The sequence below is a fragment of the Streptomyces sp. cf386 genome (genome assembly GCF_900103585.1).
Lineage (GTDB): Bacteria > Actinomycetota > Actinomycetes > Streptomycetales > Streptomycetaceae > Streptomyces.
The window spans coordinates 86,494-109,946 of sequence record NZ_FNHV01000004.1; the positions used below are offsets into that span (position 1 = coordinate 86,494).

Consider the following 23,453-nt stretch of genomic DNA (forward strand, 5'->3'; position numbering starts at 1 on the left):
ATCCTATTGATCACAGGTGTCCCGCTTCAAAACGAGCTCAGAACACCTCGCTGACCAGCGGATTGGGCAGCCGGGCCCACTGGTCCCCTGGCGTCCCCGGCGACAGCCGCATCAGCGTCAGCGCCTTGGTGGGCAGCGGCTCGTCGCGCAGAGCGGCGAGATCGACGGTGCCCGGCAGATCCCGTACGACCGCCTCCAGCGCCGCGCGGAGCGCCGCGCCCGACCCCGCCGTACTCGCGAGCGCCCCCGCCGCCAGCGAGCCGAACAGCTTGCGGCGCAGGGCCGTCACATCGTCCGTGACGATCCTTCCGGTCAGCTCCGGTACCGGGATGCCGTGCCGGGCCAGCCGGGCCGGGCTGACGCGGATGTCGGCGAGGTCGCGGTAGACCAGGCGCACGGGGGAGCCGTTCGGCGACAGCACCACGAGCAGGTTCTGCCCGTGCGCCTCCAGCGCCACGCCCAGTTCCAGGAGGCGCAGCCCCACGGTGAGCGCGAGACGCGTGAACTCCGCCAGCCACGCCGGGGATTCGGGCAGCTCGGTGGTGGCGAGTGCGGCCACCGGCACGACCCGCTCGCCGGGCCCCGCGTACACCTGCGGCGACTCGCGCACCACCGCCGCCAGATCGGGCGAGTCGGCGGTGGCGGCCCCCAGCGTGCGGGTGACGTGCAGCAGCCCGTCCATGCGGGCCGCCAGGGTCTCCGCGAAGTCCGACAGTGTGGCCGACAGGCCGATCGAGTACACCGAGATGTCCCGCACCGACGACGTCAGCCGGGCGCTCAACGCGGTCTTGACGTGCGGCCCTTCGGAGAGGGCGAGCGTGCGCAGGGACATCAGCGGATGCGCGGGCATCCCACCCTCGTACGGCCGCTTGAGCACATGCTCGGCCTGCCACGGATGCACCGGGATCAGCAGTCGCTCCCCGTCCCGCAGCCCCGCCGGCCACTCCCCGGTCACCAGGCACCCGTCCGCCCGCGCCGGCACCGGCCCCAGCGTGACGACCGCCCGGTGCTCCGGCCCGTACGCCAGCTGCTCGGCCACCGAGAAGCCGGGCCGGGAACGGCAGTTGGGGTGGAACGGATGCCCGTCGACCACCCGCTGCTCCCACTCCCAGTCGTGCCGGGGCCACTCCTTCGAGTGGGGTTCCTGTCCCGCCCGCGACAGGGCCAACGAGGCGACGCTGTGGCCGAGTTCGGCGGCGAAGGACGTACCGCGCGGCACGGAGAGGTCGGTGAGCAGCCGGGCCGGATCGTCGTACGACGTCTCGTCGAGGCGTACGGCGGTGACGTACGCGGGGGTGGCGTACGGGTCGGCGTGCGGGCCGTGCAGCCGGCGGCCGTCGGAAAGGCACAGGGTGAGGCCCTCCCGGCCCGCCTCACGGCGCACGACCCAGGGCAGGGGCTCGTACGCGAGCGCACGCCACAGCCGGGTCAGCACGGCCGCCCGGGCCCCGGGCAGCTCGGCGGCGTACCGGGAGGCGAGTTCGGGGCGTACGTCGGCCAGTTCGGCGGCGACCTCGGCCTCGGCGCTGGGGAGACGGTGCACGGGCTGGCTCCTCGGGTACGAGTAGGGCGTCGGGGCATGCGCCGACGACAGACATACTGATCGTCTTCCCGCCTGAACGGACCGTAGAGACCGTCCTGAACGGACCGCAGAGAACGAGTGGATCGCGTGCACCTCAACCCTCCACCCGCCGCCGACGTCGCGGAACGCGCCGACGCCCACGCGGTCGCGCCCCTGCTCAACTGTCTGCTGCGCGAGGTGGCCGAACCGCACGGGGAGTCCGGCGGGAGGCATGTGTACCGGCTGCCCGGGTCGGGCCGGCTGCTGCGGGTCCTCGGCGGGCGGCGGCCCGCCCGGCCCGAGGTGCGATCGGGCGGCGCGTGGCAGCGCATCGGACACACCGAGCTCGTCAAGCTCGTTGCCGACGAACTGCGCCGCCACACCGGTCTGTCCAACCACGAACTGCCCGCCGAGATGATCGACAGCCGGGACGCGGTGGCCGCGTTGCTCACGGCACGCGCGCGTGCGACGCCGCCGGAGGACGCGTACCTGCGCTCCGAGCAGTCCCTCCTCACCGGCCACCCCTACCACCCCGCCCCCAAGGCGCGCGGCGGCGGCCCGGTCGCGGCCTGGCTGCGGTACGCCCCCGAGGCACACGCCCGCTTCCCGCTGACGCTGCTCGGTCTGCGCGAGGACACGGTCGTCGAGGAGGGCGACACCTCGGCCCTCGACGCCCTCGGCGAGGCCCCGCCCGGGTACCGGCTGCTGCCCGCGCATCCCTGGCAGCTCGACCTGGTCGGCCTCGCGGACGCCTTCGCCGACGGACGTCTGATCCGGCTCGGCACGACCGGTTCCGACGCCTGGCCCACGGCCGCGATCCGCACGCTGTACGCCCCGGAGCGCGACCTGTTCCTGAAGTTCAGCCTGGATGTGCGCATCACCAACGACATCCGCCGCCTGTGGCGCCACGACCTGCTGAAACTCCGCAGGACCGATACGGCGGCGTCCCGCGCGTTCACGACGAGCCCCGCGGCCTGGCTGTCCGACCGCGGCTACCGCACCGCCGACTTCGCCTTCGAGGAGCTGGCGGTCCTCGTGCGCGACGGCTTCCACGGCCACCTGCTGCCCGGCGCCACCCCGCTGCTCGCCGCCGGCCTCGTGGAGGGCTTCGAGGGCAGCCCGCTCGACGGGGCGACGGATCCGACGGCCTGGTGGGCGGCGTACCTGCGCGCGGTCGTGCCGCCCGCGCTCGCGGCCTTCGCCGACCACGGCGTCGTACTCGAAGCACACCTGCAGAACACACTGGTCGCAGTCGACTCTGACGGCCTCCCCGTGCAGGCGCTGTTCCGGGACGCCGAGGGCGTGAAGCTGCTCCCGGACATGTCCCGTGCGGGCGGCTGGGAGCGGCTGGTGTACACCCTGGTCGTGAACCACCTGTGCGAGGTCGCGGCGGCCCTCGCCGAGCGACACCCCGGCCTCGATCCCTGGCCCGCCGTACGCCGCGAACTGGCCCGCCACGACCTCCCGGAGATCACGGCCCTGCTCACCGCACCCACCCTCCCCGGCAAGACCAACCTGCTGCTGCGCTGGACCGGCGCGGACGGCGCGGACGCGCGCTATCTGCCCCTGCCGAACCCGCTGGCCATGACATGACCTGATTCGGGGCGAGTGTCAGTGGTCGTCCCTACAGTTCGGACTGATCAACCCCGACACTCCAGCTGAGATGCCCACAGCGCGTCGCGCGTCAGGGGTGTCACGAGCCGACTGAGATGGTCGCGAGGCCGACATCTTTGTGAAGGCGCACGCTTGCCGTGGTCGCGGCTTGATTGCACGTTCTGCAAATACTGCGCCGACCGCCGTGATGGCTCCCCGAGAGGCCTCCTCCACTGCGTCCAGAAATGTGCTCTGTCGCCTGAACATTTAGGTAAGTGCCCGAATAGGCGGTCATATTTAGGTCATCGCGGACGACGGTGTAACACGGCAGTGCATGCGGAACGCAGAAGCAGGCAGAAGCGGGGCGACAGCCCGGGTTGTATTTCGGCACCCGGAGTGAGCGCGCCTGACATGGCACCACGTCAGATCGGATTTCCTGTGAGCAACTTCGACCCGGTACCCGGATATCAGACGTACGACCAGCCGTCGGGCCCGGACCGCCGCTTCATGCGCCGCCAGGCCGCGACGCGGCGCACGGCCATCACCGTTTGCACGATCGCCGACATCGCGGCAGGTCTGCTCGGCCTGTGGATCCTGTTGTTCCTACTCGACGCGAACCAGGCGAATGTGTTTGTCGAGTTCGTGGGAGGAACGTCGGACTGGCTGGCCTGGTGGTCGCAGGACATTTTCACGATGGACAACGAAGGTCTGCGCGTCGTCCTTAATTACGGCCTCCCGGCACTCGTGTATTTGCTGATCGGCCACGGGATTTCCGCCCGGATCAACCGAGCCTGACAGCGGACCGGTCATTGCGGGCTGCGGCTGTTTCGGCTGTAGGGGCAGCTGCTCTCGTCGACCCGCTCCCTTTCACCCGCGTTACACGCGCGTGGTGTGCCGGTCCAGGACGGCGCGCAGCCGGTCGAGGTCTCCGTCCTCATGCACGCCCCGCTTCGGCAGGACATCGAGGCACATGATGTTGGGGTCCCGGCTGAGCAGGACGAAGTGGCCGGCCGTCTCCCGGTAGCCCTGAAAGACGGACCTCTTCTGGATCAAGGTGCTGTGGTCGCTGCGACAGGTGATCCCGGCCGGAGACACAGCGGCGCGGTACTCGCCCTGCCAGCCGACGATCCGCTGCACCTGGGCGGCCTGCAGCCGCGGGTACCCCCATACGAGCAGGACGACGAACAGGAACAGAACGGTCGAGACCACGTCGACATTTCCGGCCCACGGCGGAGATCAGCCATTGGCCTACCCACAGTGCGAGGAACACACCGCGCAGCAGTAGCCCGGTCCGCTTGACCCGCTCGCGGACCCGCAGGCCGACCAGTGTGTCCGCCTGCTGGGGACGGAACACCAGCCGGACTTCGGTCTGTTCGTCCGCGACATCGGCGGAGGCTTCCGCACTGCAGTTGGTGCTCTCGGCGCTGTGACCCTCAGCCGTGATTCCTCATTCCTGTCGACGCTTCGCGGCACCCATACCGTCATCGACGAACGAACTACTGGAAGGTTGCACGCTCCCTGTGACTTTCTTGTGTGTCGATCAACACGGCTGTGGCCTGTGATGCTCGCGAGGCGACATCCGCTTGATCGCTCGGGGGCCAGGTAGCGCTCTCCCGACTGACCGAGCGAGAGGGTGGGGTCCCATGAGCCCAGTGGACGGACACGTCCCGTGCGCCAGAGATGCGGTCGTGCGCCGCGTGAGTACAGCCTCTGCCGCGCTGGCGATGCTCCTCGCCGCCACGCTGACCGGCTGTGTGGATTCGACGGACGAGGGGAAGCCCGTCGAGTCCACGCAGCCCGCCGACCGGAGCCCGCAGGCCGCCCCCGCCGAGCCCCGCACCGCCGCCGAGTTCCTCGTCCGCGCCGAGCAGGCGATGGCCGGGCAGAAGGGCTGGACGTTCGCGGTGAAGGGCCGAGAGGGCCTGGTTCTGCGGGGCCAGGAGAACGCCGCGACCTACACGGCCACCGTGCGCCGGACCACGGGCGACCCGTGGGCGCTGCACTCCACTGGGGCCACCGTCAGCAAGGGCGTGAGCGAGCCCGAGGAGATCTACGTCGCCGACGGGACGGCCTACGTCAAGAAGGGCACGGCTGCCTGGGAGCACGGGCCCCTCGCCGACCCGGAGTTCGCGGCCAGGGTCGAGGACCCCCTCGCCACGCTCGAGGCGTTCCGGGGATACGGCGAGGAGGTCACCCTCACTGCGTCGGAGGACGGCCAGGATGGCCGAGTCGAACTGCGTGTCCGTACGGCGACGGGTCCGCTGACCGACGTACGGGACCAGGGTGTCGTACAGAAGGCCCTGCGTGAACTCGCCCCGACCCTGCGCCAGTTGCGCGCGGCCGGCGTGGCCGCCCCTGAGAGCGAGATCTCCGTGGGGGGCGTCGAGGAGTCGCTCGTCCTCGACGCCTCGACGTACCGGGTCACCTTGCACACTTTCACGTGCACCTTCCTGATCCCCTACGACGGGCAGCGCATCCGGTACGAGCAGGAGGTGACCGAGGAGACCTCTGGGACGTACAAGGGGACCGTCGTGCTGCCGAATGGGGTGACGGAGGCCAGGTGAGAGGGCGGTACGCAGGCCCTCAGTCCTTCCAGCCCCGGCCATAACCACTCCTCACCGGCGATCACCCTCGGTTACTATGCTCACTTCATGCCGGAGGCCGCCTTCTAGGTCGACCGTGGATTGCAAGGTCAATGAATTGGATGGCCTGGGAAAATGCTGAGAGAGGTTGCCGCGACCCGCTACGTCGAACCCCTGCGCTCCGGCGGCTCCGTCCCCGGCGTCGTCGAGGCCGACGACCTGGGCACCTATGTCGTCAAGTTCACCGGCTCCGCGCAGGGCCGCAAGGCGCTGGTCGCCGAGGTGATCGTGGGCGAGCTGGCCCGCGCGCTCGGGCTGCGCTTCCCCGAGCTGGTCCTGGTCCACTTCGATCCCGCGATCGCGGAGCACGAGCCGCACCAGGAGGTGCGGGAGCTGCACGCGGCCAGCGGGGGCGTCAACCTCGGCATGGACTACCTGCCGGGCGCGCGGGACTTCACGCCCGAGGTGGCCAAGAGCTTCCGCGTGGACTCGCTGGAGGCCGGCCGGATCGTCTGGCTGGACGCCCTGACCGCGAACGTCGACCGTACGGTCCACAGCTCGAACCTGATGGTCTGGCCGACGCTCGGCATCGCACCCCCGCACCTGTGGCTGATCGACCACGGAGCGGCTCTGGTCTTCCACCACCGCTGGGACGGCACGGACCCTGAGAAGGCGTACGACTTCCGCCACCATGCCCTCGGCCACTACGCCCCGGACGTGCGCGCCGCCGACGCGGAGCTGGCGCCCCGGGTGACCGAGGAACTGCTGCGCGGGATCGTGGCGGAGGTGCCGGACGCCTGGCTGACCGCCGAGGCGGGCCTCACGACGCCCGACGCGGTCCGTAAGGCGTACGTCGGCTATCTCCACGCGCGCGTGCGGGCGTCCTCGGCCTGGCTCCCCACAGACTTCCCCACCCGGGAGGAACTCGCCGCCGAGGAGGCCCTCCGGGTGGCGAAGACACAGCAAGGCCGGCCGAAGTGGCTGCAGCGGGTGCCCGACCTGCACGGCAAACCGGCCGCGGAACAGGATTGGTCGGTGCACCTCGGATGAGTGGCCGTGTAGAGATCGAGTACTGCACACAGTGCCGCTGGCTGCCCCGCGCGGCCTGGCTGGCGCAGGAACTGCTCACCACCTTCGAGGCGGAGCTGTCCGAGCTGGCGCTGAAGCCCGGCAAGGGCGGGGTGTTCGTCGTGCGGGTGGACGACGAGGTGGTCTGGGACCGGCGGGAGCAGGGCTTCCCCGAGCCGACGGCGGTCAAGCAGGCCGTACGCGACCGAGTGGCCCCGGGGAAGACCCTGGGCCACTCGGACAAGGCATCGCAGGAGTAGGTCAGCCCTTGAGCTGCTCGTACGCGGGCAGCGTCAGGAAGTCCGCGTAGTTCTCGTCGAGGGAGACCTCCAGGAGCAGGTCGTGGGCCTGCTGCCAGTGGCCGGCCGCGAAGGCCTCCTCGCCGATCTCGGCGCGGATGTTCGCCAGTTCCTCGGCGGCGACCTTGCGGGCCAGCTCCGGGGTGGCCTGCTCGCCGTTCTCGAACTCGACGCCCGCGTTGATCCACTGCCAGATCTGGGAGCGGGAGATCTCGGCGGTGGCCGCGTCCTCCATGAGGTTGAAGATGGCGACCGCGCCGAGACCGCGCAGCCAGGCCTCGATGTAGCGGATGCCGACCTGGACGGCGTTGACCAGGCCCGGGTACGTCGGCTTCGCGTCCAGGGAGTCGACGGCGATCAGGTCGGCGGCCTCGACGTGGACGTCCTCGCGGAGGCGGTCCTTCTGGTTCGGCTTGTCGCCGAGGACCTTGTCGAAGGACTCCATGGCGATCGGGACCAGGTCGGGGTGGGCCACCCAGGAGCCGTCGAAGCCGTCGCCGGCCTCACGGTCCTTGTCGGCGCGGACCTTCTCGAAGGCCACCTTGTTGACCTCGGCGTCCCGGCGGGACGGGATGAACGCCGCCATGCCGCCGATCGCGTGCGCTCCGCGCTTGTGGCAGGTGCGGACGAGGAGTTCGGTGTACGCCCGCATGAACGGGGCGGTCATCGTGACCGCGTTGCGGTCCGGCAGGACGAACTTGGCGCCGCCGTCACGGAAGTTCTTGACGATGGAGAACAGGTAGTCCCAGCGGCCGGCGTTCAACCCGGAGGCGTGGTCGCGGAGTTCGTAGAGGATCTCCTCCATCTCGTACGCCGCCGTGATCGTCTCGATCAGGACGGTCGCGCGGACGGTGCCCTGCGGGATGCCGACGTAGTCCTGCGCGAAGACGAACACGTCGTTCCAGAGGCGGGCCTCCAGGTGCGACTCCGTCTTCGGGAGGTAGAAGTACGGGCCCTTGCCGAGGTCGAGCAGGCGCTGGGCGTTGTGGAAGAAGTACAGGCCGAAGTCGACGAAGGCGCCGGGGACCTGCTCGCCGTCGATCTGAAGGTGGCGCTCGCCCAGGTGCCAGCCGCGCGGGCGCATGACGACCGTGGCGAGCTCGTCGTCGGCCTTGAGGGCGTACGACTTGCCCGACTTCGGGTCCGTGAAGTCGATGTTCCGGGTGTAGGCGTCCGCCAGGTTGATCTGGCCCAGGATGACGTTCTCCCAGGTGGGCGCGGAGGCGTCCTCGAAGTCGGCGAGCCAGATCTTCGCGCCCGAGTTGAGGGCGTTGATGGTCATCTTGCGGTCGGTGGGGCCGGTGATCTCGACCCGGCGGTCCTGCAGCGCGGGCGGGCACGGGCCCACCTTCCAGGAGTCGTCCGCGCGGATCGCGGCGGTCTCCGGGAGGAAGTCGAGCGTGGAGGTGCGGGCGATCTCGGCGCGGCGCTCCGCGCGACGGGCGAGGAGCTCGTCGCGCCGGGGCGTGAACCGGCGGTGCAGCTCGGCCACGAAGGCGAGGGCCGCCTCCGTGAGGACCTCCTCCTGCCGGGGCAGGGGCTCGGCGTCGACGATGGCCAGCGGGGACGGCGCTGGTGCGGACATGAGCTGTCACTTCCTTCAGCGAGCTACGTGGACGAGCTGTCGAGCTTCTGGCACCGGGTGCCAGTCTTCCCGGATAGGGCTGAGAACGCCCGTGGAACGGTCGGGCGCTTCTGAACAGTGGATACTAGTTTCCTCATGGTGGAAGTTCAATCGTTTGTTGATGTCGAGATTCTCTGAGTCGAGGAAAGACGGCGCTCAGTGCCACCTTGCTCACTCAAGGTGGCCCAGGTCGGCCTCCGTGTCGATGTCGTAGGGCAGCGCCACGTCCCCGCACTCGACGAGCGTGATCGCGCCCTCGTGCTCCTTCAGATAGGCGCGTGCTCCCCGGTCGCCGGTCGCGGTCGCCGCGATGCCTGCCCAGTGGGCGGCGCCGAAGAGCACGGGATGCCCGCGTACCCCGTCGTAGGCGGCCGATACGAGTGACCGCTCGCTCTCGTACGCGGCGAGCACCCGGGCCACCGCTTCGGACCCGATGCCGGGTTGGTCGACGAGGGAGACGAGCGCCGCCCGCGCCCCCGTCCCGGCGAGCGAGTCGAGGCCGGCGCGCAGGGAGGAGCCCATTCCGTCGGCCCAGCCCGGGTTCTCCACCAGGACGCAGTCTCCGAGCTCGGCCTGTTCCCGTACGTCGGCGGCCCGTGCGCCCAGCACCACATGCACGCGGGCGCAGCCGGCCGTACGCAGCACCCCGACGGCGTGCTCGACGAGCGGTCGGCCGCGGTGCCGGAGCAGTGCCTTGGGCCGTCCTCCGAGCCGGCGTCCACCGCCGGCGGCGAGGACCAGACCGGCGACCGGGGGCGCGTCCTTTTCCGTCATGCGTCCTGCATACCTGACACGTGCGCGAGTGCCCGACTTCCAACGACTGAATTTCCGCCCGCGCGGTGGCGCATCGGCAACGGGTGGCGTTTACTGACCCGCGTCCCCGGCGCCCGACCAGCGCCAGGGTTGCTCTATGGGGGAGCGGGACTACTGGCGCACAACGGCGTGCGAGGGGGAGTGCTGTGTTGCGGAGCTTGGGGCAGAGGTCGGTGACGGGCAGCGACGAGGACCTGAGGGTGGCGGAACTGCGGACGGCCGTGTCCCGTCTGCGCCGCGAACTCGCCGCGCACCCGGCCGAGTTCCCGGACCGGGGAATCGCCGAGGACGAACTCGCCGCGCTGGCCGCGATGACGACCCACGGGGTGCCGGAGATGCCGCGACTGCGGAGGTCGTTGCTGTTGATCGCGGGGGCGATCGGGTCCGTGAGCGCGCTGTCGCGGGGTTTGTCGGATGTTCGTGACGCCGTGGACCTGTTCGGCGAGGCGCCGCGAGGGCGGGGCTAGGGCAGATCCGGCGGATGGGTCAGGGCGGGCCCTGGAGGGTAGGGCAGGGCAGGCCCTGGCGGGCAGGCCCTGCCGTCACTTCCGGCTCCGCCTCATGACGCGGGGTTCTGGCTGGCCAGCGCCTCCGACAGCTCCCCGGCCACCTGCTGGAGCACCGGCACGATCTTGTCCGTCGCCGCCTCGGTGACCCGCCCGGCCGGACCGGAGATGGAAATCGCCGCCGCGGTGGGGGAGTCGGGGACGGAGACGGCCAGGCAGCGGACGCCGATCTCCTGCTCGTTGTCGTCGACCGCGTAGCCGTGGCGTCGTACGTCCTCCAGGGCCGCGAGGAAGCCGTCCGGCGTGGTGATCGTCTTCTCCGTGGCGGCGGGCATGCCGGTACGGGACAGCAGTGCGCGCACCTCCTCCGGCGGGAACCCGGCGAGCAGTGCCTTGCCGACGCCCGTGGAGTGCGGCAGCACGCGCCGGCCCACTTCGGTGAACATGCGCATCGAGTGCTTGGACGGCACCTGGGCGACGTACACGATCTCGTCGCCGTCGAGCAGGGCCATGTTCGCCGTCTCGCCGGTCTCCTCGACCAGCCGGGCGAGGTAGGGCCGGGCCCAGGTGCCGAGCAGCCGGGAGGCGGACTCGCCGAGGCGGATCAGGCGCGGGCCGAGGGCGTAGCGGCGGTTGGGCTGCTGGCGGACGTAGCCACAGGCGACGAGCGTGCGCATGAGGCGGTGGATCGTGGGCAGCGGCAGCCCGCTGCTCGCGGAGAGCTCGCTCAGGCCGACTTCGCCGCCCGCATCCGCCATCCGTTCCAGCAGGTCGAAGGCGCGCTCGAGGGACTGGACCCCACCGCCGTTGGATTTGGCGGAGTCGGTGGTGCTGGCGCTGGACGTCGGCACGGCGCGTTCCTTTCGGGACTGGCGGGAAGGGCAGAAGCCTACCCGGCAGTCGGTTGACTCCCCGGTTGTACGTAGCTACGTTCTGCTTGCTGGAATTCTAATTCCGCTTTGTGGAAACGTCCAGAGTGCGCGGGTTGGGTGCACTGTGGAGAAGTGTGCCCTTGACGGCGCGGAAACGGGAGTGAAGACTCCTTCAACAGAAAGTTGAATTCCGTTACGCGGAAGTAAACGGCGGCAGAGAGGGGTCCGGGTGTCCGACGCTGAACTGGTGCTGCGCTCGACGCGCGTCATCACACCCGAGGGGACGAGTGCCGCCTCGGTCGCGGTCGCCGGCGGAAAGATCACGGCAGTGCTGCCGTACGACGCCGAAGTCCCGTCCGGAGCACGCCTGGAGGACCTCGGCGACGACGTCCTGCTGCCCGGCCTGGTCGACACACACGTGCACGTCAACGACCCCGGCCGCACCGAGTGGGAGGGCTTCTGGACCGCCACGCGCGCCGCGGCGGCCGGCGGCATCACCACCCTCGTCGACATGCCGCTCAACTCCCTCCCGCCCACGACGACGGTCGACCACCTCCGCACCAAGCAGGACGTGGCCGCCGACAAGGCGCACATCGACGTCGGTTTCTGGGGCGGCGCCCTGCCCGACAACGTCAAGGACCTGCGCCTGCTGCACGAGTCCGGCGTCTTCGGCTTCAAGGCCTTCCTGTCGCCGTCCGGCGTGGACGAGTTCCCGCACCTGAACCAGGACCAACTCGCCCAGTCCCTGGCTGAGATCGCCTCCTTCGGCGGCCTGCTGATCGTGCACGCCGAGGACCCGCACCACCTGGACGCCGCCCCGCAGCAGGCCGGCCCCAAGTACGCCGACTTCCTGGCCTCGCGCCCGCGCGACGCGGAGGACACGGCGATCGCCCAGCTGATCGCCCAGGCGAAGCGCCTCCACGCGCGTGTGCATGTGCTTCACCTGTCGTCGAGCGACGCGCTGCCGCTGATCGCCGAGGCCAAGCGGGAGGGCGTACGGATCACCGTGGAGACCTGCCCGCACTACCTGACCCTGACCGCCGAGGAAGTCCCCGACGGCGCCAGCGAGTTCAAGTGCTGCCCGCCGATCCGTGAGTCCGCCAACCAGGACCTGCTCTGGCAGGCGCTGGCCGACGGCACGATCGACTGCGTGGTGACCGACCACTCGCCGTCCACGGCCGACCTCAAGACTGACGACTTCGCGACCGCCTGGGGCGGCATCTCCGGCCTCCAGCTGAGCCTGGCGGCGGTGTGGACCGAGGCGCGCGAGCGCGGTCACGGCCTGGAGGACGTGGTCCGCTGGATGTCCGCGCGGACGGCACAGCTCGTGGGCCTCGACGACCGCAAGGGCGCCATCGAGGCGGGCCGCGACGCCGACTTCGCCGTCCTCGCGCCCGACGAGACGTTCACCGTGGACCCGGCCGCCCTCCAGCACCGCAACCGCGTGACGGCGTACGCGGGCAAGACCCTGTACGGCGTCGTGAAGTCGACCTGGCTGCGTGGCGAACGCATCGTCCAGGGCGGCGAGTTCACCGAGCCGAAGGGGCGGCTGCTCACCCGCGACCACTGATACCGATTCCCCCGCACCCGCAGCGGCCGACTCCCGAAAGGCACACCCAAGTGACGGCGATACCGAGCTTCACCGGCGACGCGAACCCCTACGGCGGCGGCGACCCGTACGCGGACTACCGCACCGCCGACTTCCCCTTCACCCAGTACGCCAACCTCGCCGACCGCCGGCTGGGCGCCGGTGTCATCGCCGCCAACGACGAGTTCTTCGCCCAGCGGGAGAACCTGCTGGTGCCCGAGCGGGCCGAGTTCGACCCCGAGCACTTCGGGCACAAGGGCAAGATCATGGACGGCTGGGAGACCCGGCGGCGCCGCGGTGCCTCCGCGGAGCACCCGTGGCCGACGGCCGAGGACCACGACTGGGCGCTGGTCCGGCTCGGGGCGCCCGGCGTGATCCGCGGGATCGTCGTCGACACGGCCCACTTCCGTGGCAACTACCCGCAGGCGGTGTCGGTCGAGGGCACCTCGGTGCCGGGCTCTCCGTCGCCCCAGGAACTGCTCGCGGACGACGTGAAGTGGACGACGCTGGTGCCGCGCACGCCGGTCGGCGGCCACGCGGAGAATGGTTTCTCCATCGCCGTCGAACAGCGCTTCACCCACCTCCGGGTCAACCAGCACCCCGACGGCGGCATCGCGCGCCTGCGTGTCTACGGCGAGGTGGCCCCGGACCCGAAGTGGCTGGAGGTACTCGGCACCTTCGACGTGGTCGCCCTGGAGAACGGCGGCCAGGCCGAGGACGCCTCGAACCTCTTCTACTCCCCGGCGTCGAACACCATCCAGCCGGGCCGCTCCCGCAAGATGGACGACGGCTGGGAGACGCGCCGCCGCCGGGACCAGGGCAACGACTGGATCCGCTACCGCCTGGTGTCCCAGTCCCACATCCGCGCGATCGAGATCGACACGGCGTACCTGAAGGGCAACAGCGCGGGCTGGGCGTCGGTCTCCGTCAAGGACGGTGAGGACGGCGACTGGCAGGAGATCCTCCCGCGCACCCGTCTCCAGCCCGACACCAACCACCGCTTCGTGCTGCCCACCCCCGCCGTCGGCACCCACGCGCGCGTGGACATCTTCCCCGACGGCGGCATCTCCCGACTGCGCCTGTTCGGCTCGCTGACGGAGCAGGGCGCGGCCGGGCTGGCGGCGCGGCACCAGGAGCTGGGCGGCTGAGGACGGACTGCCTCGCGTCCTCAAGCGCCGGTACGGGCATTTCAGCCTGTCCGGCGCTTGAGGACGAGGCCCTTTCGGGGCCGAAGCGGGGGTCTGGGGGCCGCAGCCCCCAGCAACGGCCACCCCCACACACCCGCACCGCAATCCGGCCCAACCGCTGGAGGCCTACGCCGAGTGGCCCCCGTCCACCGAGAACTCCGCACCCGTGACGTAGTCCGCCCCGGCGAGGTACGCCACCGTCGACGCCACCTCGTCGGCCGTGCCGAAGCGCCCCAGCGCGGTCATCGCCGCCTGGCCGGGCGCGTACGGCCCGTCAGCAGGGTTCAGGTCGGTGTCGATGGGCCCGGGGTGGACGATGTTCGCCGTGATCCCGCGAGGGCCCAGCTCGCGCGCCAGGGCCTTCGTCAGCCCGATGAGGGCCGACTTGCTGGTGGCGTAGAGCGTTCCGCCGGGGCCCGGAACACGCTGCGTCATACAGGTGCCGACGGTGATGATCCGGCCCCCGGCGGTCATGCGGGCCGCCGCCGCCCGGGAGGCCAGGAAGACGCCCCGGACGTTCACGGCGAGGACCCGGTCCACGTCCGCGAGCGACAGGCCCTCCAGCGGGCCCAGCACACCGACCCCGGCGTTGTTCACGAGCACGTCCAGGCCCCCGAGCGCCTCAGCCGTACGCCCCACCGCGCCGGCCGCCTCCTCCGGGTCGGCGGCGTCCGCCCGCAGGGCCACGGCCCGCCGCCCCAGCGCCTGAACGGCCCGTACGACCTCCTCGGCCGCCTCCTTGCCGTGCACATAGGTCACGGCGATGTCCGCGCCCTCCCGCGCGAGCCGCAGCGCCGTAGCCGCACCGATGCCGCGGCTGCCGCCGGTGACCAGGGCCACCTTGCCGTGCAGGGTTCCGTGAGTGGCTGTCGTGGGTTCATAGGTGGTTGTCATGGGTCCAGTCCAGCGCCGCGCGAACCGAAGTGCTGGCGGCGAACGGACACCGAGATCGTGGGGCTCACCCATTGGCGCGGCGGTACCCGGCCCACCGATGAGTTGCGGGTGCGGATGGGGTCTGAGGTGATGACAGCAGACCGCACCCCCGAAAAGAGGCACTCCTCATGGGCAAGCTCGTCTCCACCCTCTTCGTCACGCTCGACGGCGTCTACCAGGCGCCCGGCGGCCGGGAGGAGGACACCCGCGGCGGCTTCGAGCACGGTGGCTGGGTCTTCCCGTACGCCGACGACGAATTCGGCCAGTTCATCAACGAGGTCTTCGGGCGCCCGGCCGCCTTCCTCCTCGGACGCCGGACGTACGACATCTTCGCGGGGTTCTGGCCGAAGGTGACCGACCCCGCCGACCCGGTCGCGTCCAAGCTCAACGCCCTCCCGAAGTACGTCGCCTCCTCGACGCTGACGGACCCCGAGTGGGCCGGCACCACCGTGATCAGCGGCGATCTCGCCAAGGAGGTCACCGCCCTGAAGGAGCGCACCGACGGTGAACTCCAGGTCCACGGCAGCGGCGCCCTCGTCAGGTCGCTGCTGGCCCACGACCTCGTCGACACCCTCCATCTGCTGACGTTCCCGGTCGTACTCGGCACGGGCCACCGCCTGTTCGCGGAGGGCGCCGTGCCCACCAAGTTCGAGCACACCGGGGGCCGCACGACGAGCACCGGCGTCGCCATCCACTCCTACGACCTGGCGGGACGCCCCGACTACGGCACGTTCGGGCTTCCCGAGAGCGCGTGACGACTCGTGCGCCGGCGTCCTCGCAGGAGATCCTCATGGAGATCGGGTGAGGACGTCGGGGCGCACGTTAACTTCCCGAAAACTCATCGGACTTGCCGGGAAAATCTCCAACGTTGTCATTGACATGCCACTGTCTACGCGCGTCATCATGAAGCCATGAGATTCCCCCCACGAATCACCCGCATCGGCGCCGCAGCCGCCGTCCTGTCCGCCCTCCTCGTCGGCGGCACGGTCACCGCGACCCCGGCGGCCGCCGCGGTCGGCAGCATCTGCTACAGCGACCTGCCGTCGCAGGCCTACGACACGCTCGACCTGATCGAGCAGGGCGGCCCCTTCCCCTACTCGCAGGACGGCACCGTCTTCCAGAACCGGGAAGGCATCCTGCCCAGCCAGTCCTCCGGCTACTACCACGAGTACACGGTGATCACGCCGGGCTCCTCCACGCGCGGTGCGCGCCGCATCGTCACCGGTGAGGAGAACCAGGAGGACTACTACACGGCCGACCACTACGAGTCGTTCGACCTGATCAACTACGGCTGCTGAGCCCCCGAGATCACGGTCGGCGCCGAGGAACGGCGCGATCGGCCGGAAGTCCGGTCCGCGTTCAGCCGGACTTCCGGCTCGCGGCGGCTGCGAACAGCGCGAACGCCAGCACGAGCAGTGCGACGCTCGCGTAGATCTCGAAGCCGTCGAGGAAGTCGAGACCCTGCACAAGGCCCCAGTCCCAGTCTGTGAACTCGTTCACCAGGCCGGCGACGCCCTGCGCCAGGGCGATGACTCCGAGGATCTCCAGCAACTGCTTCATGCCATGACTCTCGCCCCGCGGACCCCCCACGCCAATCGGCCGCGGGGCGAGCCATGTCCGACGGAAGTCCACGTTCCGGGTGACTCGCCGCGACCAAGGTCTCCGATGCCACGACTTTGGTCGTCGATCACGCCCGCGAGGGCGCGCCGGGGCCCCGTGCTGCGTAGATTTGTCGACCGTGAGTGGTGAAAAGCAGGTGTCCGCACCGCAGGCGTTCGCGGGGCGGCGCTGGCTGCTGCCCTCCGCCTTGATCAAGGAGTTCGACCTCGACCCCGAGCGCTCCGGACGCCCCCGGCGTACCGCGCGCGACTGGGTGGTCGACTTCTCCTGCTTCCTGCTGGCCGTGATCATCGGTCTGTTGGCCGCGGACACGATGAAGGACGAGAACCTTCCCGTGGGCTACGCCGCCTTCGACCAACTGCTGGGCGCGCTCTCCTGCGCCGCGGTGTGGCTGCGGCGCCGCTGGCCGGTCGGATTCGCCGCCGCCATGGTTCCGGTCGGCCTCTTGTCGAGCACCTCGGGCGGCGCCGCCCTGGTCGCCCTGTTCACGCTCGCCGTGCACCGGCCCTTCCGGTACGTGGCCTGGGTGGCCGGGACGTACGCGGTACTGAACCCGGTGTACTTCGTGTTCCGCCCCGAGCCCGACCTGTCGTACCCCTGGGCGGTCGCCCTGGCCTCGCTGCTGACCGTCACGGTGGTCGGCTGGGGGATGTTCGTACGGTCCAAACGGCAGCTCATGCTGAGCCTGCGCGACCGTGCCCGGCGTGCCGAGACGGAGGCGCGGCTGCGTGCCGAGCAGGCGCAGCGGCTCGCCCGTGAGGCCATCGCCAGGGAGATGCACGACGTCCTCGCCCATCGGCTGACCCTGCTCAGCGTGCACGCGGGCGCGCTGGAGTTCCGGCCCGACGCGCCCCGCGAGGAGATCGTGCGGGCCGCCGGTGTCATCCGGGAGAGCGCCCACGAGGCCCTCCAGGACCTGCGGGAGATCATCGGCGTGCTGCGGGCGGGCGAGCCCGACGACGCCGGCCGCCCGCAGCCGACCCTCGCGGCCCTGGAGGCGCTGGTCGCCGAGTCCCGCGAGGCGGGCATGAAGGTCACCCTCGTCCAGCGCGTCACCGACCCGGCGGCGGTGCCCGCCTCCGTCGGCCGCACCGCCTACCGCATCGCCCAGGAGGGGCTGACCAACGCCCGCAAGCACGCCCCCGGCACGGAGGTCACCGTGACGGTGACCGGAGCGCCGGGCGAGGGCCTGTCCGTGGCGGTGCGCAATCCCGCGCCCGAGGGCGAGGTGCCGCATGTGCCCGGCTCCGGGCAGGGCCTGATCGGCCTGACGGAACGGGCCACGCTGACGGGCGGCCGGCTGGAGCACGGGCCGGCCGCGGACGGGGGGTTCGAGGTGCGGTCCTGGTTGCCGTGGGGATGACGCCGGGCACTCCACACCGTCCGGCACCTGCACGCCGTACAACCGTGATTACGTAAGGCACATGACTGCGATCAGACTCCTCCTCGTCGATGACGACCCGTTGGTCAGGGCAGGCCTGTCCTTCATGCTGGGCGGTGCCGACGACATCGAGATCGTCGGTGAGGCGGCCGACGGCGCCGAGGTCGAGACGCTGGTCGACCGTGTCCGCCCCGATGTGGTCCTGATGGACATCCGGATGCCGTCGGTCGACGGGCTCACGGCCACCGAGCGGCTGCGCGGCCGGAAGGACGCCCCGCAGGTCGTGCTGCTGACCACCTTCCACGCCGACGATCAGGTGCTGCGCGCCCTGCGCGCCGGAGCCGCCGGGTTCGTGCTCAAGGACACCCCGCCCGCCGAGATCGTCGACGCCGTGCGCCGTGTCGCGGCCGGTGACCCGGTCCTGTCGCCCACCGTGACCCGCCAGTTGATGGACCACGCGGCAGGCACCGCCGCCGACACGCGCCGCACGCGCGCGCGTGAGCGGCTCAGCGCGCTCAACGACCGCGAGCGGGAGGTCGCCGTCGCGGTGGGCCGGGGCCTGTCCAACGCCGACATCGCCGCGGAGCTCTTCATGAGCGTCGCCACCGTCAAGACCCATGTCTCCCGCGTCCTGGCCAAGCTCGACCTCAACAACCGTGTGCAGATCGCCCTGTTGGCGTACGACGCGGGACTGCTGGAGGAAATGGAGGAACTGGAGGAGGACGGGCACTAGTCGGGGGGCCCGTGCGTTCTCGGTGTGGTGGGAGGGGGAGCGTCATGACAGACGTGATCGACCTGGGGGAGTTCGGAGAGGGGTTCCGCGAGAACCCGCATCCGGTGTACGCGCGTTTACGGGAACGGGGCCCGGTGCACCGTGTCCGGCTGCCCGACTGGCAGTCCGAGGTGTGGCTCGTCGTCGGGCACGAGGAGGGACGCGCGGCGCTCGCCGACCAGCGGCTCTCGAAGGACGGCGCCAAGGTCGGCTTCAAGTCGCTCGAGGAGGAGCTGATCGGGAAGAATCTGCTGGCCACGGATCCGCCCCAGCACACCCGGCTGCGCGGACTCATCGCGCGTGCATTCACCATGCGCCGCGTGGAGGAGCTGCGGCCGAGAATCCAGCGGATCACCGACAACCTGCTGGACGAAATGCTGCCGCGGGGCCGCGCCGACCTCGTGGAGTCCCTCGCTTACCCGCTGCCGCTCACCGTCATCTGCGAACTGCTCGGCGTGCCCGAGATGGACCGCGTGGAGTTCCGCAAGATGTCGACGGAGGCGATCGCACCCACCAGTCCGGGCAGCGAGGTCGACGCCTTCGTCGCCCTGGGCGCCTACTTCACCGACCTGATCGAGGACAAGAGGTGCGCCGGGCCCGGCGGAGACCTGCTGAGCGATCTGATCCGCACCACGGCCGAGGACGGCGATCGGCTCTCCCCGGACGAACTGCGGGGCATGGCCTTCATTCTGCTGATCGCCGGGCACGAGACGACGGTCAACCTCATCACCAGCGGCGTGCACGCCCTGCTCACCCACACCGATCAACTCGCCGCCCTGCGCGCCGACATGACCCTCCTCGACGGAGCGGTCGAGGAGATGCTGCGTTACGAAGGCCCGGTGGAGACGGCGACGTTCCGGTATGCCGCCGAGCCCCTGGAGATCGCCGGCGTCCCCATCGAGAAGGGCGAACCGGTGCTGGTCGGCCTCACCGCGGCCAACCGGGACGCGAGCCGCTACGCCGCTCCCGACACCTTCGACATCCGCCGCGACACCCGAGGCCACATCGCCTTCGGCCACGGCATCCACTACTGCCTGGGCGCACCCCTGGCCCGCCTGGAGGCCCGCACGGCGATACGGTCCCTGCTGGAGCGAACTCCCGACCTGGCGCCGGACGGTCCGCCGGGGGAGTGGCTGCCGGGCGTGCTGATACGGGGGATGCGGAACCTGCCGGTGCGCTGGTAGCGGACCGGGCGCCGTGGGTTTCCTGATCCGGACGTCACAGAGCCGCGGCCTGGGCCCCGCCCGCGATCTCCCCGAGCGCGACCGGTCTTCGATCCCGCCGCGACACCTCGCAGGCCTCCGAGATCCGCAGCGCCTGCAAGGCCTCCCGCCCGTCGCAGGGGTTGGCCCGCTCCCCGCGCACCACCTCCACGAACGCGTTCAGCTCAGCCTCGTACGCCGGCCCGAACCGCTCCAGGAACCCCGACCACGGCTTGTCCGCCGCGGGCGGCCCGGTCGGCTCGGTGGACGCGATGGGCGTACGGTCGTCCAGACCGACCACGATCTGGTCCAACTCCCCGGCCAGCTCCATGCGCACGTCGTACCCGGCACCGTTGAGCCGCGTCGCCGTCGCCGTGGCGAGCGTGCCGCCGTCCAGCGTGAGCACGGCCGCCGCAGTGTCGATGTCACCGGCCTCTCGGAACATCGCGGGCCCGGCGTCCGACCCGGCCGCGTACACGTCGACGACCTCGCGCTCGGTCACCCAGCGCAGCATGTCGAAGTCGTGGATCAGCGTGTCCCGGTAGAGCCCGCCCGACAGCGGCAGCCACGAGGCCGGTGGCGGCGCCTGGTCGCTGGTCAGCGCCCGCACAGTGTGCAACCGCCCGAGCCGCCCGGACCGCACCGCCTCGCGCGCGCCCACGTACCCCGGGTCGAAGCGGCGCTGGAAGCCCATCTGGAGAATCGTCCCGGCCGTCTCCACCTCCCCGATCGCCTGCAAGGTGCCCGGCAGATCGAGCGCTATGGGCTTCTCGCAGAACACCGGAAGCCCCGCCCGTGCTGCCCGACCGATCAGTTCGGCATGGGCGGACGTCGCTGTGGTGATCACCACAGCGTCCACGCCCCACCTGAAGATCTCGTCCACCCCGGGCGCCGCCGTCTCGCCCAGCCGGTGCGCCAGCGCCTGGGCCCGCGTGGCGTCCGCGTCCGTGAGGATCAGGGAGCCGACGTCGCGGTGCCGGCTGAGCGTGTTGGCGTGGATCGTGCCGATGCGGCCCGTACCGATGACCCCGATGCGCATGGAAACAAAGTGCGGGTTCAGTGCGTACGCTGTCAATGCATATGTCAGGACAATCGAACTACACTACTTCCCGTCAACAACGCGTAGAGCTACGCTCGGCCCGTGCCGAAATCAGAGGTGGACCCGACCGTGGAACTCGAGCTCAGTGTGGACCGGAGCAGTCCGGTGCCGTTGTACTTCCAGCTGTCCCAGCAGCTCGAGGCCGCGATCGAGCACGGAGCGCTCACCCCCGGCAGCCTGCTGGGCAACGAGATCGAACTCGCCGCACGCCTCGGCCTGTCCCGGCCGACCGTTCGCCAGGCCATCCAGTCGCTCGTCGACAAGGGCCTGCTGGTGCGCCGCCGAGGCGTCGGGACGCAGGTCGTGCACAGCCAGGTCAAGCGACCGCTGGAGCTCAGCAGCCTCTACGACGACCTGGAGTCGGCCGGCCAGCGCCCGGCGACCAAGGTGATCGTCAACACCGTCGTCCAGGCGTCCGCCGAGGTGGCGGCAGCGCTCGGGGTGGCCGAGGACAGCGACGTCCACCGCATCGAGCGGCTGCGCCTCGCGCACGGTGAGCCGATGGCGTACCTGTGCAACTACCTGCCGCCAGCCCTGATCGACCTGGACACCGCGCAGTTGGAGGCCACCGGCCTCTACCGCCTGATGCGCGCCGCCGGGATCACCCTGCACAGCGCCCGCCAGACCATCGGTGCCCGCGGCGCCACCGCCGCCGAGGCCGAACGCCTCGCGGAGGAGGAGGGCGCCCCGCTGCTCACCATGCAGCGCGTGACGTTCGACGACACGGGCCGAGCGGTCGAGTACGGCACCCACACCTACCGTCCGAGCCGGTACTCGTTCGAGTTCCAGTTGCTCGTGCGGCCATGAGCGCCGCTGTCGTACGGTCCTGATCCGGGACGGCCGGCGAACCCGGCTGGTCGCAATGTCCGGACAAAGCGCTGTGAGCTGCGCCCCCCTTTTCCGCCCCGTTCGGCACCCAGCGTGAGCGTGCGGCAGAATCGGCCCTGATGAGCACCTACCGCGACTTCACCGCCCCCATCGGCTCCCGCCGAGCCCCCGTGCTCCGAACGGTCGGCCCCCGGGAACGCAGGTCACACCTGACCGCACCCCGGGTTCCGACGGTCGGTATCGACATCGGCGGCACGAAGGTGATGGCGGGCGTCGTAGACGCCGACGGCAACATCCTGGAGAAGCTCCGCACGGAGACCCCGGACAAGTCCAAGAGCCCGAAGGTCGTCGAGGACACGATCGTCGAGCTGGTCCTGGACCTGTCCGACCGCCACGATGTGCATGCCGTCGGCATCGGCGCGGCCGGCTGGGTCGACGCCGACCGCAACCGCGTGCTGTTCGCACCGCACCTGTCCTGGCGCAACGAGCCCCTCAGGGACCGCCTCGCCGGTCGGCTCGCCGTGCCCGTCCTGGTCGACAACGACGCCAACTCCGCCGCCTGGGCCGAGTGGCGCTTCGGCGCCGGCCGGGGCGAGGACCACCTCGTCATGATCACGCTGGGCACCGGCATCGGCGGCGCGATCCTGGAGGACGGCCAGGTCAAGCGGGGCAAGTACGGCGTCGCCGGCGAGTTCGGCCATATGCAGGTCGTGCCCGGCGGGCACCGCTGCGCGTGCGGCAACCGCGGCTGCTGGGAGCAGTACAGCTCCGGCAACGCGCTGGTACGCGAGGCGAAGGAGCTGGCCGCCGCCGACTCCCCGGTGGCGTACGGGATCATCGAGCACGTCAAGGGCCAGATCGGCGACATCACCGGCCCGATGATCACCGAGCTGGCCCGCGAGGGCGACGCCATGTGCATCGAGCTGCTGCAGGACATCGGCCAGTGGCTCGGCGTCGGTATCGCCAACCTCGCGGCGGCCCTGGACCCCTCCTGCTTCGTCATCGGCGGCGGCGTCTCGGCCGCCGACGACCTGCTGATCGGCCCCGCGCGGGACGCCTTCAAGCGCCACCTCACCGGCCGCGGCTACCGCCCCGAGGCCCGCATCACGCGCGCGCAGCTCGGCCCCGAGGCCGGTATGGTCGGCGCCGCGGACCTGGCCCGCCTGGTCGCCCGCCGCTTCCGCCGCGCCAACCGGCGCCGGGTCGAGCGGTACGAGCGCTACGCGCGGTTCGCGGAGGCCCGCCGGTCGTCGCAGGGGTCGGCGTGACCGTGACCGTACCCCGCCAGGCCGACTCCCCGGACGAGCCACAGCAGCCGGCCGAGGACCGCCGCCACATGATCCGGCGCAGGGCGCTCACCCTGCTCATCATCGGGCTGCTCATCGGCGTGCCCGCCGGTTATCTGGTGATCTCCGCCAACCAGAGCCGCGACAGCGGCAAGGACAAGGAGGCGAAGTACTCGGCGACCGGTCTCACCGAGGGCTGGCCGTCCAGGGTCCAGCGCCGCATCTACCAGGTGACGATCCCGGTCCCGTCGTACAAGGTCGCGTACTACGAGACCAACAACTGGCGGACCAGCCGTCTGTACGTCCAGTTCGAGACGACCGGCGACAACCTCGACTCCTACCTGAAGACCATGGGCCTCGACCGGGACGACCTGAAGCCGGACGACATCTCCATCAGCGCCCGTGACCAGAAGATCACCGGCTGGGACTTCAAGGGCCCCGGTCCGTGGTACGGCCTCATCCGCGAGCAGAAGAACCCGCATCCCACGCAGGACCTCGTCGTGAACATGTCCGATCCGGACCATCCGTTCGTGTACGTCGTCTCGCGCACGGTTCCTTGATCAGGCCGTGAGGTGCGCGGCCCGAGCGGGCCGCCGGGGCCGATTGTCAGACCCCGCCCGTAGAGTCGAAGACGGTTGA

The 23,453-nt window shown here is 70.7% G+C and carries 24 protein-coding genes; 16 read left to right on the forward strand and 8 right to left on the reverse strand.

The features are described 5' to 3' along the window. Window positions 1–37: 37 nt before the first annotated feature. Window positions 38–1,543 carry an IucA/IucC family protein gene (locus tag BLU79_RS11540; RefSeq protein WP_093905609.1) on the reverse strand — a complete coding sequence of 502 codons (1,506 nt, stop codon included), beginning with the start codon at window positions 1,541–1,543 and terminating at the stop codon, window positions 38–40. A 126-nt stretch (window positions 1,544–1,669) separates the two neighbouring features. Here BLU79_RS11540 and BLU79_RS11545 point away from each other — a divergent pair, with 126 nt between their 5' ends. Together BLU79_RS11545 and BLU79_RS11550 are read left to right on the forward strand one after the other, a co-directional pair. Further along, window positions 1,670–3,154, forward strand: coding sequence for an IucA/IucC family protein (locus BLU79_RS11545; protein ID WP_371131846.1), 1,485 nt, complete (start codon window positions 1,670–1,672; stop codon window positions 3,152–3,154). A gap of 438 nt (window positions 3,155–3,592) precedes the next feature. Further along, window positions 3,593–3,949, forward strand: a complete 357-nt coding sequence (locus tag BLU79_RS11550) for a hypothetical protein (protein ID WP_093905611.1) — start codon at window positions 3,593–3,595, stop codon at window positions 3,947–3,949. A gap of 81 nt (window positions 3,950–4,030) precedes the next feature. Here BLU79_RS11550 and BLU79_RS11555 read toward each other — a convergent pair whose 3' ends face one another. Further along, window positions 4,031–4,363 carry a hypothetical protein gene (locus tag BLU79_RS11555; protein WP_093905612.1) on the reverse strand — a complete coding sequence of 111 codons (333 nt, stop codon included), beginning with the start codon at window positions 4,361–4,363 and terminating at the stop codon, window positions 4,031–4,033. 488 nt (window positions 4,364–4,851) lie between these two features. Here BLU79_RS11555 and BLU79_RS11560 point away from each other — a divergent pair, with 488 nt between their 5' ends. From BLU79_RS11560 to BLU79_RS11570, 3 genes are all read left to right on the forward strand, one after another. Further along, complete coding sequence (locus BLU79_RS11560) at window positions 4,852–5,718, forward strand: hypothetical protein (protein ID WP_143052485.1); 867 nt, start codon at window positions 4,852–4,854, stop codon at window positions 5,716–5,718. Window positions 5,719–5,871: 153 nt separating this feature from the next. Further along, on the forward strand, window positions 5,872–6,786 hold the full coding sequence (locus BLU79_RS11565; RefSeq protein WP_093905614.1) for a HipA family kinase: 915 nt from the start codon (window positions 5,872–5,874) through the stop codon (window positions 6,784–6,786). Next, window positions 6,783–7,064 (forward strand): Rdx family protein, encoded by a 282-nt coding sequence (locus BLU79_RS11570; protein ID WP_093905615.1) that lies wholly within the window; start codon window positions 6,783–6,785, stop codon window positions 7,062–7,064. The genes BLU79_RS11565 and BLU79_RS11570 overlap by 4 nt, the downstream gene beginning before the upstream one ends. Window position 7,065: 1 nt before the next feature. On the opposite strand, the gene aceB is transcribed toward BLU79_RS11570, so the two are convergent. Together aceB and BLU79_RS11580 are read right to left on the reverse strand one after the other, a co-directional pair. Continuing rightward, complete coding sequence (aceB, locus tag BLU79_RS11575) at window positions 7,066–8,688, reverse strand: malate synthase A (protein ID WP_093905616.1); 1,623 nt, start codon at window positions 8,686–8,688, stop codon at window positions 7,066–7,068. A 210-nt stretch (window positions 8,689–8,898) separates the two neighbouring features. Continuing rightward, the gene (locus BLU79_RS11580) at window positions 8,899–9,501 is read right to left on the reverse strand and encodes a nucleotidyltransferase family protein (RefSeq protein ID WP_093905617.1); all 603 of its coding nucleotides are present in this window, start codon (window positions 9,499–9,501) and stop codon (window positions 8,899–8,901) included. 185 nt (window positions 9,502–9,686) lie between these two features. On the opposite strand from BLU79_RS11580, the gene BLU79_RS11585 reads away from it, so the two are divergent. Further along, on the forward strand, window positions 9,687–10,007 hold the full coding sequence (locus BLU79_RS11585) for a DUF5955 family protein (protein WP_093905618.1): 321 nt from the start codon (window positions 9,687–9,689) through the stop codon (window positions 10,005–10,007). Between the two features lie 92 nt (window positions 10,008–10,099). Here BLU79_RS11585 and BLU79_RS11590 read toward each other — a convergent pair whose 3' ends face one another. Then, window positions 10,100–10,897, reverse strand: a complete 798-nt coding sequence (locus BLU79_RS11590; RefSeq protein WP_093905619.1) for an IclR family transcriptional regulator — start codon at window positions 10,895–10,897, stop codon at window positions 10,100–10,102. Between the two features lie 250 nt (window positions 10,898–11,147). Here BLU79_RS11590 and allB point away from each other — a divergent pair, with 250 nt between their 5' ends. Together allB and alc are read left to right on the forward strand one after the other, a co-directional pair. Further along, window positions 11,148–12,488, forward strand: a complete 1,341-nt coding sequence (gene allB, locus BLU79_RS11595; RefSeq protein WP_093905620.1) for an allantoinase AllB — start codon at window positions 11,148–11,150, stop codon at window positions 12,486–12,488. 50 nt (window positions 12,489–12,538) lie between these two features. Next, window positions 12,539–13,654, forward strand: a complete 1,116-nt coding sequence (gene alc / locus BLU79_RS11600; RefSeq protein WP_093905621.1) for an allantoicase — start codon at window positions 12,539–12,541, stop codon at window positions 13,652–13,654. A gap of 165 nt (window positions 13,655–13,819) precedes the next feature. Here alc and BLU79_RS11605 read toward each other — a convergent pair whose 3' ends face one another. Continuing rightward, window positions 13,820–14,587 (reverse strand): SDR family oxidoreductase, encoded by a 768-nt coding sequence (locus tag BLU79_RS11605; RefSeq protein WP_093905622.1) that lies wholly within the window; start codon window positions 14,585–14,587, stop codon window positions 13,820–13,822. 167 nt (window positions 14,588–14,754) lie between these two features. Here BLU79_RS11605 and BLU79_RS11610 point away from each other — a divergent pair, with 167 nt between their 5' ends. Together BLU79_RS11610 and BLU79_RS11615 are read left to right on the forward strand one after the other, a co-directional pair. Further along, a complete protein-coding gene (locus BLU79_RS11610; RefSeq protein WP_093905623.1) occupies window positions 14,755–15,381 on the forward strand; it encodes a dihydrofolate reductase family protein in 627 nt (208 codons plus the stop codon). Window positions 15,382–15,537: 156 nt separating this feature from the next. Continuing rightward, window positions 15,538–15,924, forward strand: coding sequence for a guanyl-specific ribonuclease (locus BLU79_RS11615; protein WP_093905624.1), 387 nt, complete (start codon window positions 15,538–15,540; stop codon window positions 15,922–15,924). A 61-nt stretch (window positions 15,925–15,985) separates the two neighbouring features. Here BLU79_RS11615 and BLU79_RS11620 read toward each other — a convergent pair whose 3' ends face one another. Beyond that, a complete protein-coding gene (locus BLU79_RS11620; protein WP_093905625.1) occupies window positions 15,986–16,186 on the reverse strand; it encodes a hypothetical protein in 201 nt (66 codons plus the stop codon). A 178-nt stretch (window positions 16,187–16,364) separates the two neighbouring features. Between BLU79_RS11620 and BLU79_RS11625 the strand changes: the two genes are divergently transcribed. The 3 genes from BLU79_RS11625 (at window position 16,365) to BLU79_RS11635 (ending at window position 19,583) form a co-directional block, all read left to right on the forward strand. Next, a complete protein-coding gene (locus BLU79_RS11625) occupies window positions 16,365–17,609 on the forward strand; it encodes a sensor histidine kinase (protein WP_093906014.1) in 1,245 nt (414 codons plus the stop codon). Between the two features lie 61 nt (window positions 17,610–17,670). Further along, complete coding sequence (locus tag BLU79_RS11630) at window positions 17,671–18,360, forward strand: response regulator (RefSeq protein WP_093905626.1); 690 nt, start codon at window positions 17,671–17,673, stop codon at window positions 18,358–18,360. 44 nt (window positions 18,361–18,404) lie between these two features. Continuing rightward, complete coding sequence (locus BLU79_RS11635; RefSeq protein ID WP_177000983.1) at window positions 18,405–19,583, forward strand: cytochrome P450 family protein; 1,179 nt, start codon at window positions 18,405–18,407, stop codon at window positions 19,581–19,583. A gap of 34 nt (window positions 19,584–19,617) precedes the next feature. On the opposite strand, the gene BLU79_RS11640 is transcribed toward BLU79_RS11635, so the two are convergent. Then, window positions 19,618–20,640, reverse strand: coding sequence for a Gfo/Idh/MocA family protein (locus BLU79_RS11640; protein WP_093905627.1), 1,023 nt, complete (start codon window positions 20,638–20,640; stop codon window positions 19,618–19,620). 129 nt (window positions 20,641–20,769) lie between these two features. Here BLU79_RS11640 and BLU79_RS11645 point away from each other — a divergent pair, with 129 nt between their 5' ends. The 3 genes from BLU79_RS11645 to BLU79_RS11655 all read left to right on the forward strand — a co-directional run bounded on the left by BLU79_RS11645 (window position 20,770) and on the right by BLU79_RS11655 (window position 23,374). Next, window positions 20,770–21,507: a GntR family transcriptional regulator gene (locus BLU79_RS11645; RefSeq protein WP_177001011.1), complete on the forward strand. Its 738-nt coding sequence runs from the start codon at window positions 20,770–20,772 to the stop codon at window positions 21,505–21,507. A 140-nt stretch (window positions 21,508–21,647) separates the two neighbouring features. Then, complete coding sequence (locus BLU79_RS11650; RefSeq protein WP_093905629.1) at window positions 21,648–22,796, forward strand: ROK family glucokinase; 1,149 nt, start codon at window positions 21,648–21,650, stop codon at window positions 22,794–22,796. Continuing rightward, window positions 22,793–23,374 carry a sugar kinase gene (locus BLU79_RS11655; protein WP_093905630.1) on the forward strand — a complete coding sequence of 194 codons (582 nt, stop codon included), beginning with the start codon at window positions 22,793–22,795 and terminating at the stop codon, window positions 23,372–23,374. The genes BLU79_RS11650 and BLU79_RS11655 overlap by 4 nt, the downstream gene beginning before the upstream one ends. Window positions 23,375–23,453 lie beyond the last annotated feature (79 nt).

Coding starts and splice junctions, on each gene's coding strand:
- BLU79_RS11635 (WP_177000983.1), top strand. CDS start 18,405: ATGACAGACGTGATCGACCTGGGGGAGTTCGGAGAGGGGTTCCGCGAG.
- BLU79_RS11615 (WP_093905624.1), top strand. CDS start 15,538: ATGAGATTCCCCCCACGAATCACCCGCATCGGCGCCGCAGCCGCCGTC.
- BLU79_RS11620 (WP_093905625.1), bottom strand. CDS start 16,186: ATGAAGCAGTTGCTGGAGATCCTCGGAGTCATCGCCCTGGCGCAGGGC.
- BLU79_RS11605 (WP_093905622.1), bottom strand. CDS start 14,587: ATGACAACCACCTATGAACCCACGACAGCCACTCACGGAACCCTGCAC.
- BLU79_RS11570 (WP_093905615.1), top strand. CDS start 6,783: ATGAGTGGCCGTGTAGAGATCGAGTACTGCACACAGTGCCGCTGGCTG.
- BLU79_RS11630 (WP_093905626.1), top strand. CDS start 17,671: ATGACTGCGATCAGACTCCTCCTCGTCGATGACGACCCGTTGGTCAGG.
- BLU79_RS11580 (WP_093905617.1), bottom strand. CDS start 9,501: ATGACGGAAAAGGACGCGCCCCCGGTCGCCGGTCTGGTCCTCGCCGCC.
- BLU79_RS11650 (WP_093905629.1), top strand. CDS start 21,648: ATGAGCACCTACCGCGACTTCACCGCCCCCATCGGCTCCCGCCGAGCC.
- BLU79_RS11610 (WP_093905623.1), top strand. CDS start 14,755: ATGGGCAAGCTCGTCTCCACCCTCTTCGTCACGCTCGACGGCGTCTAC.
- BLU79_RS11565 (WP_093905614.1), top strand. CDS start 5,872: ATGCTGAGAGAGGTTGCCGCGACCCGCTACGTCGAACCCCTGCGCTCC.
- BLU79_RS11640 (WP_093905627.1), bottom strand. CDS start 20,640: ATGCGCATCGGGGTCATCGGTACGGGCCGCATCGGCACGATCCACGCC.
- aceB (WP_093905616.1), bottom strand. CDS start 8,688: ATGTCCGCACCAGCGCCGTCCCCGCTGGCCATCGTCGACGCCGAGCCC.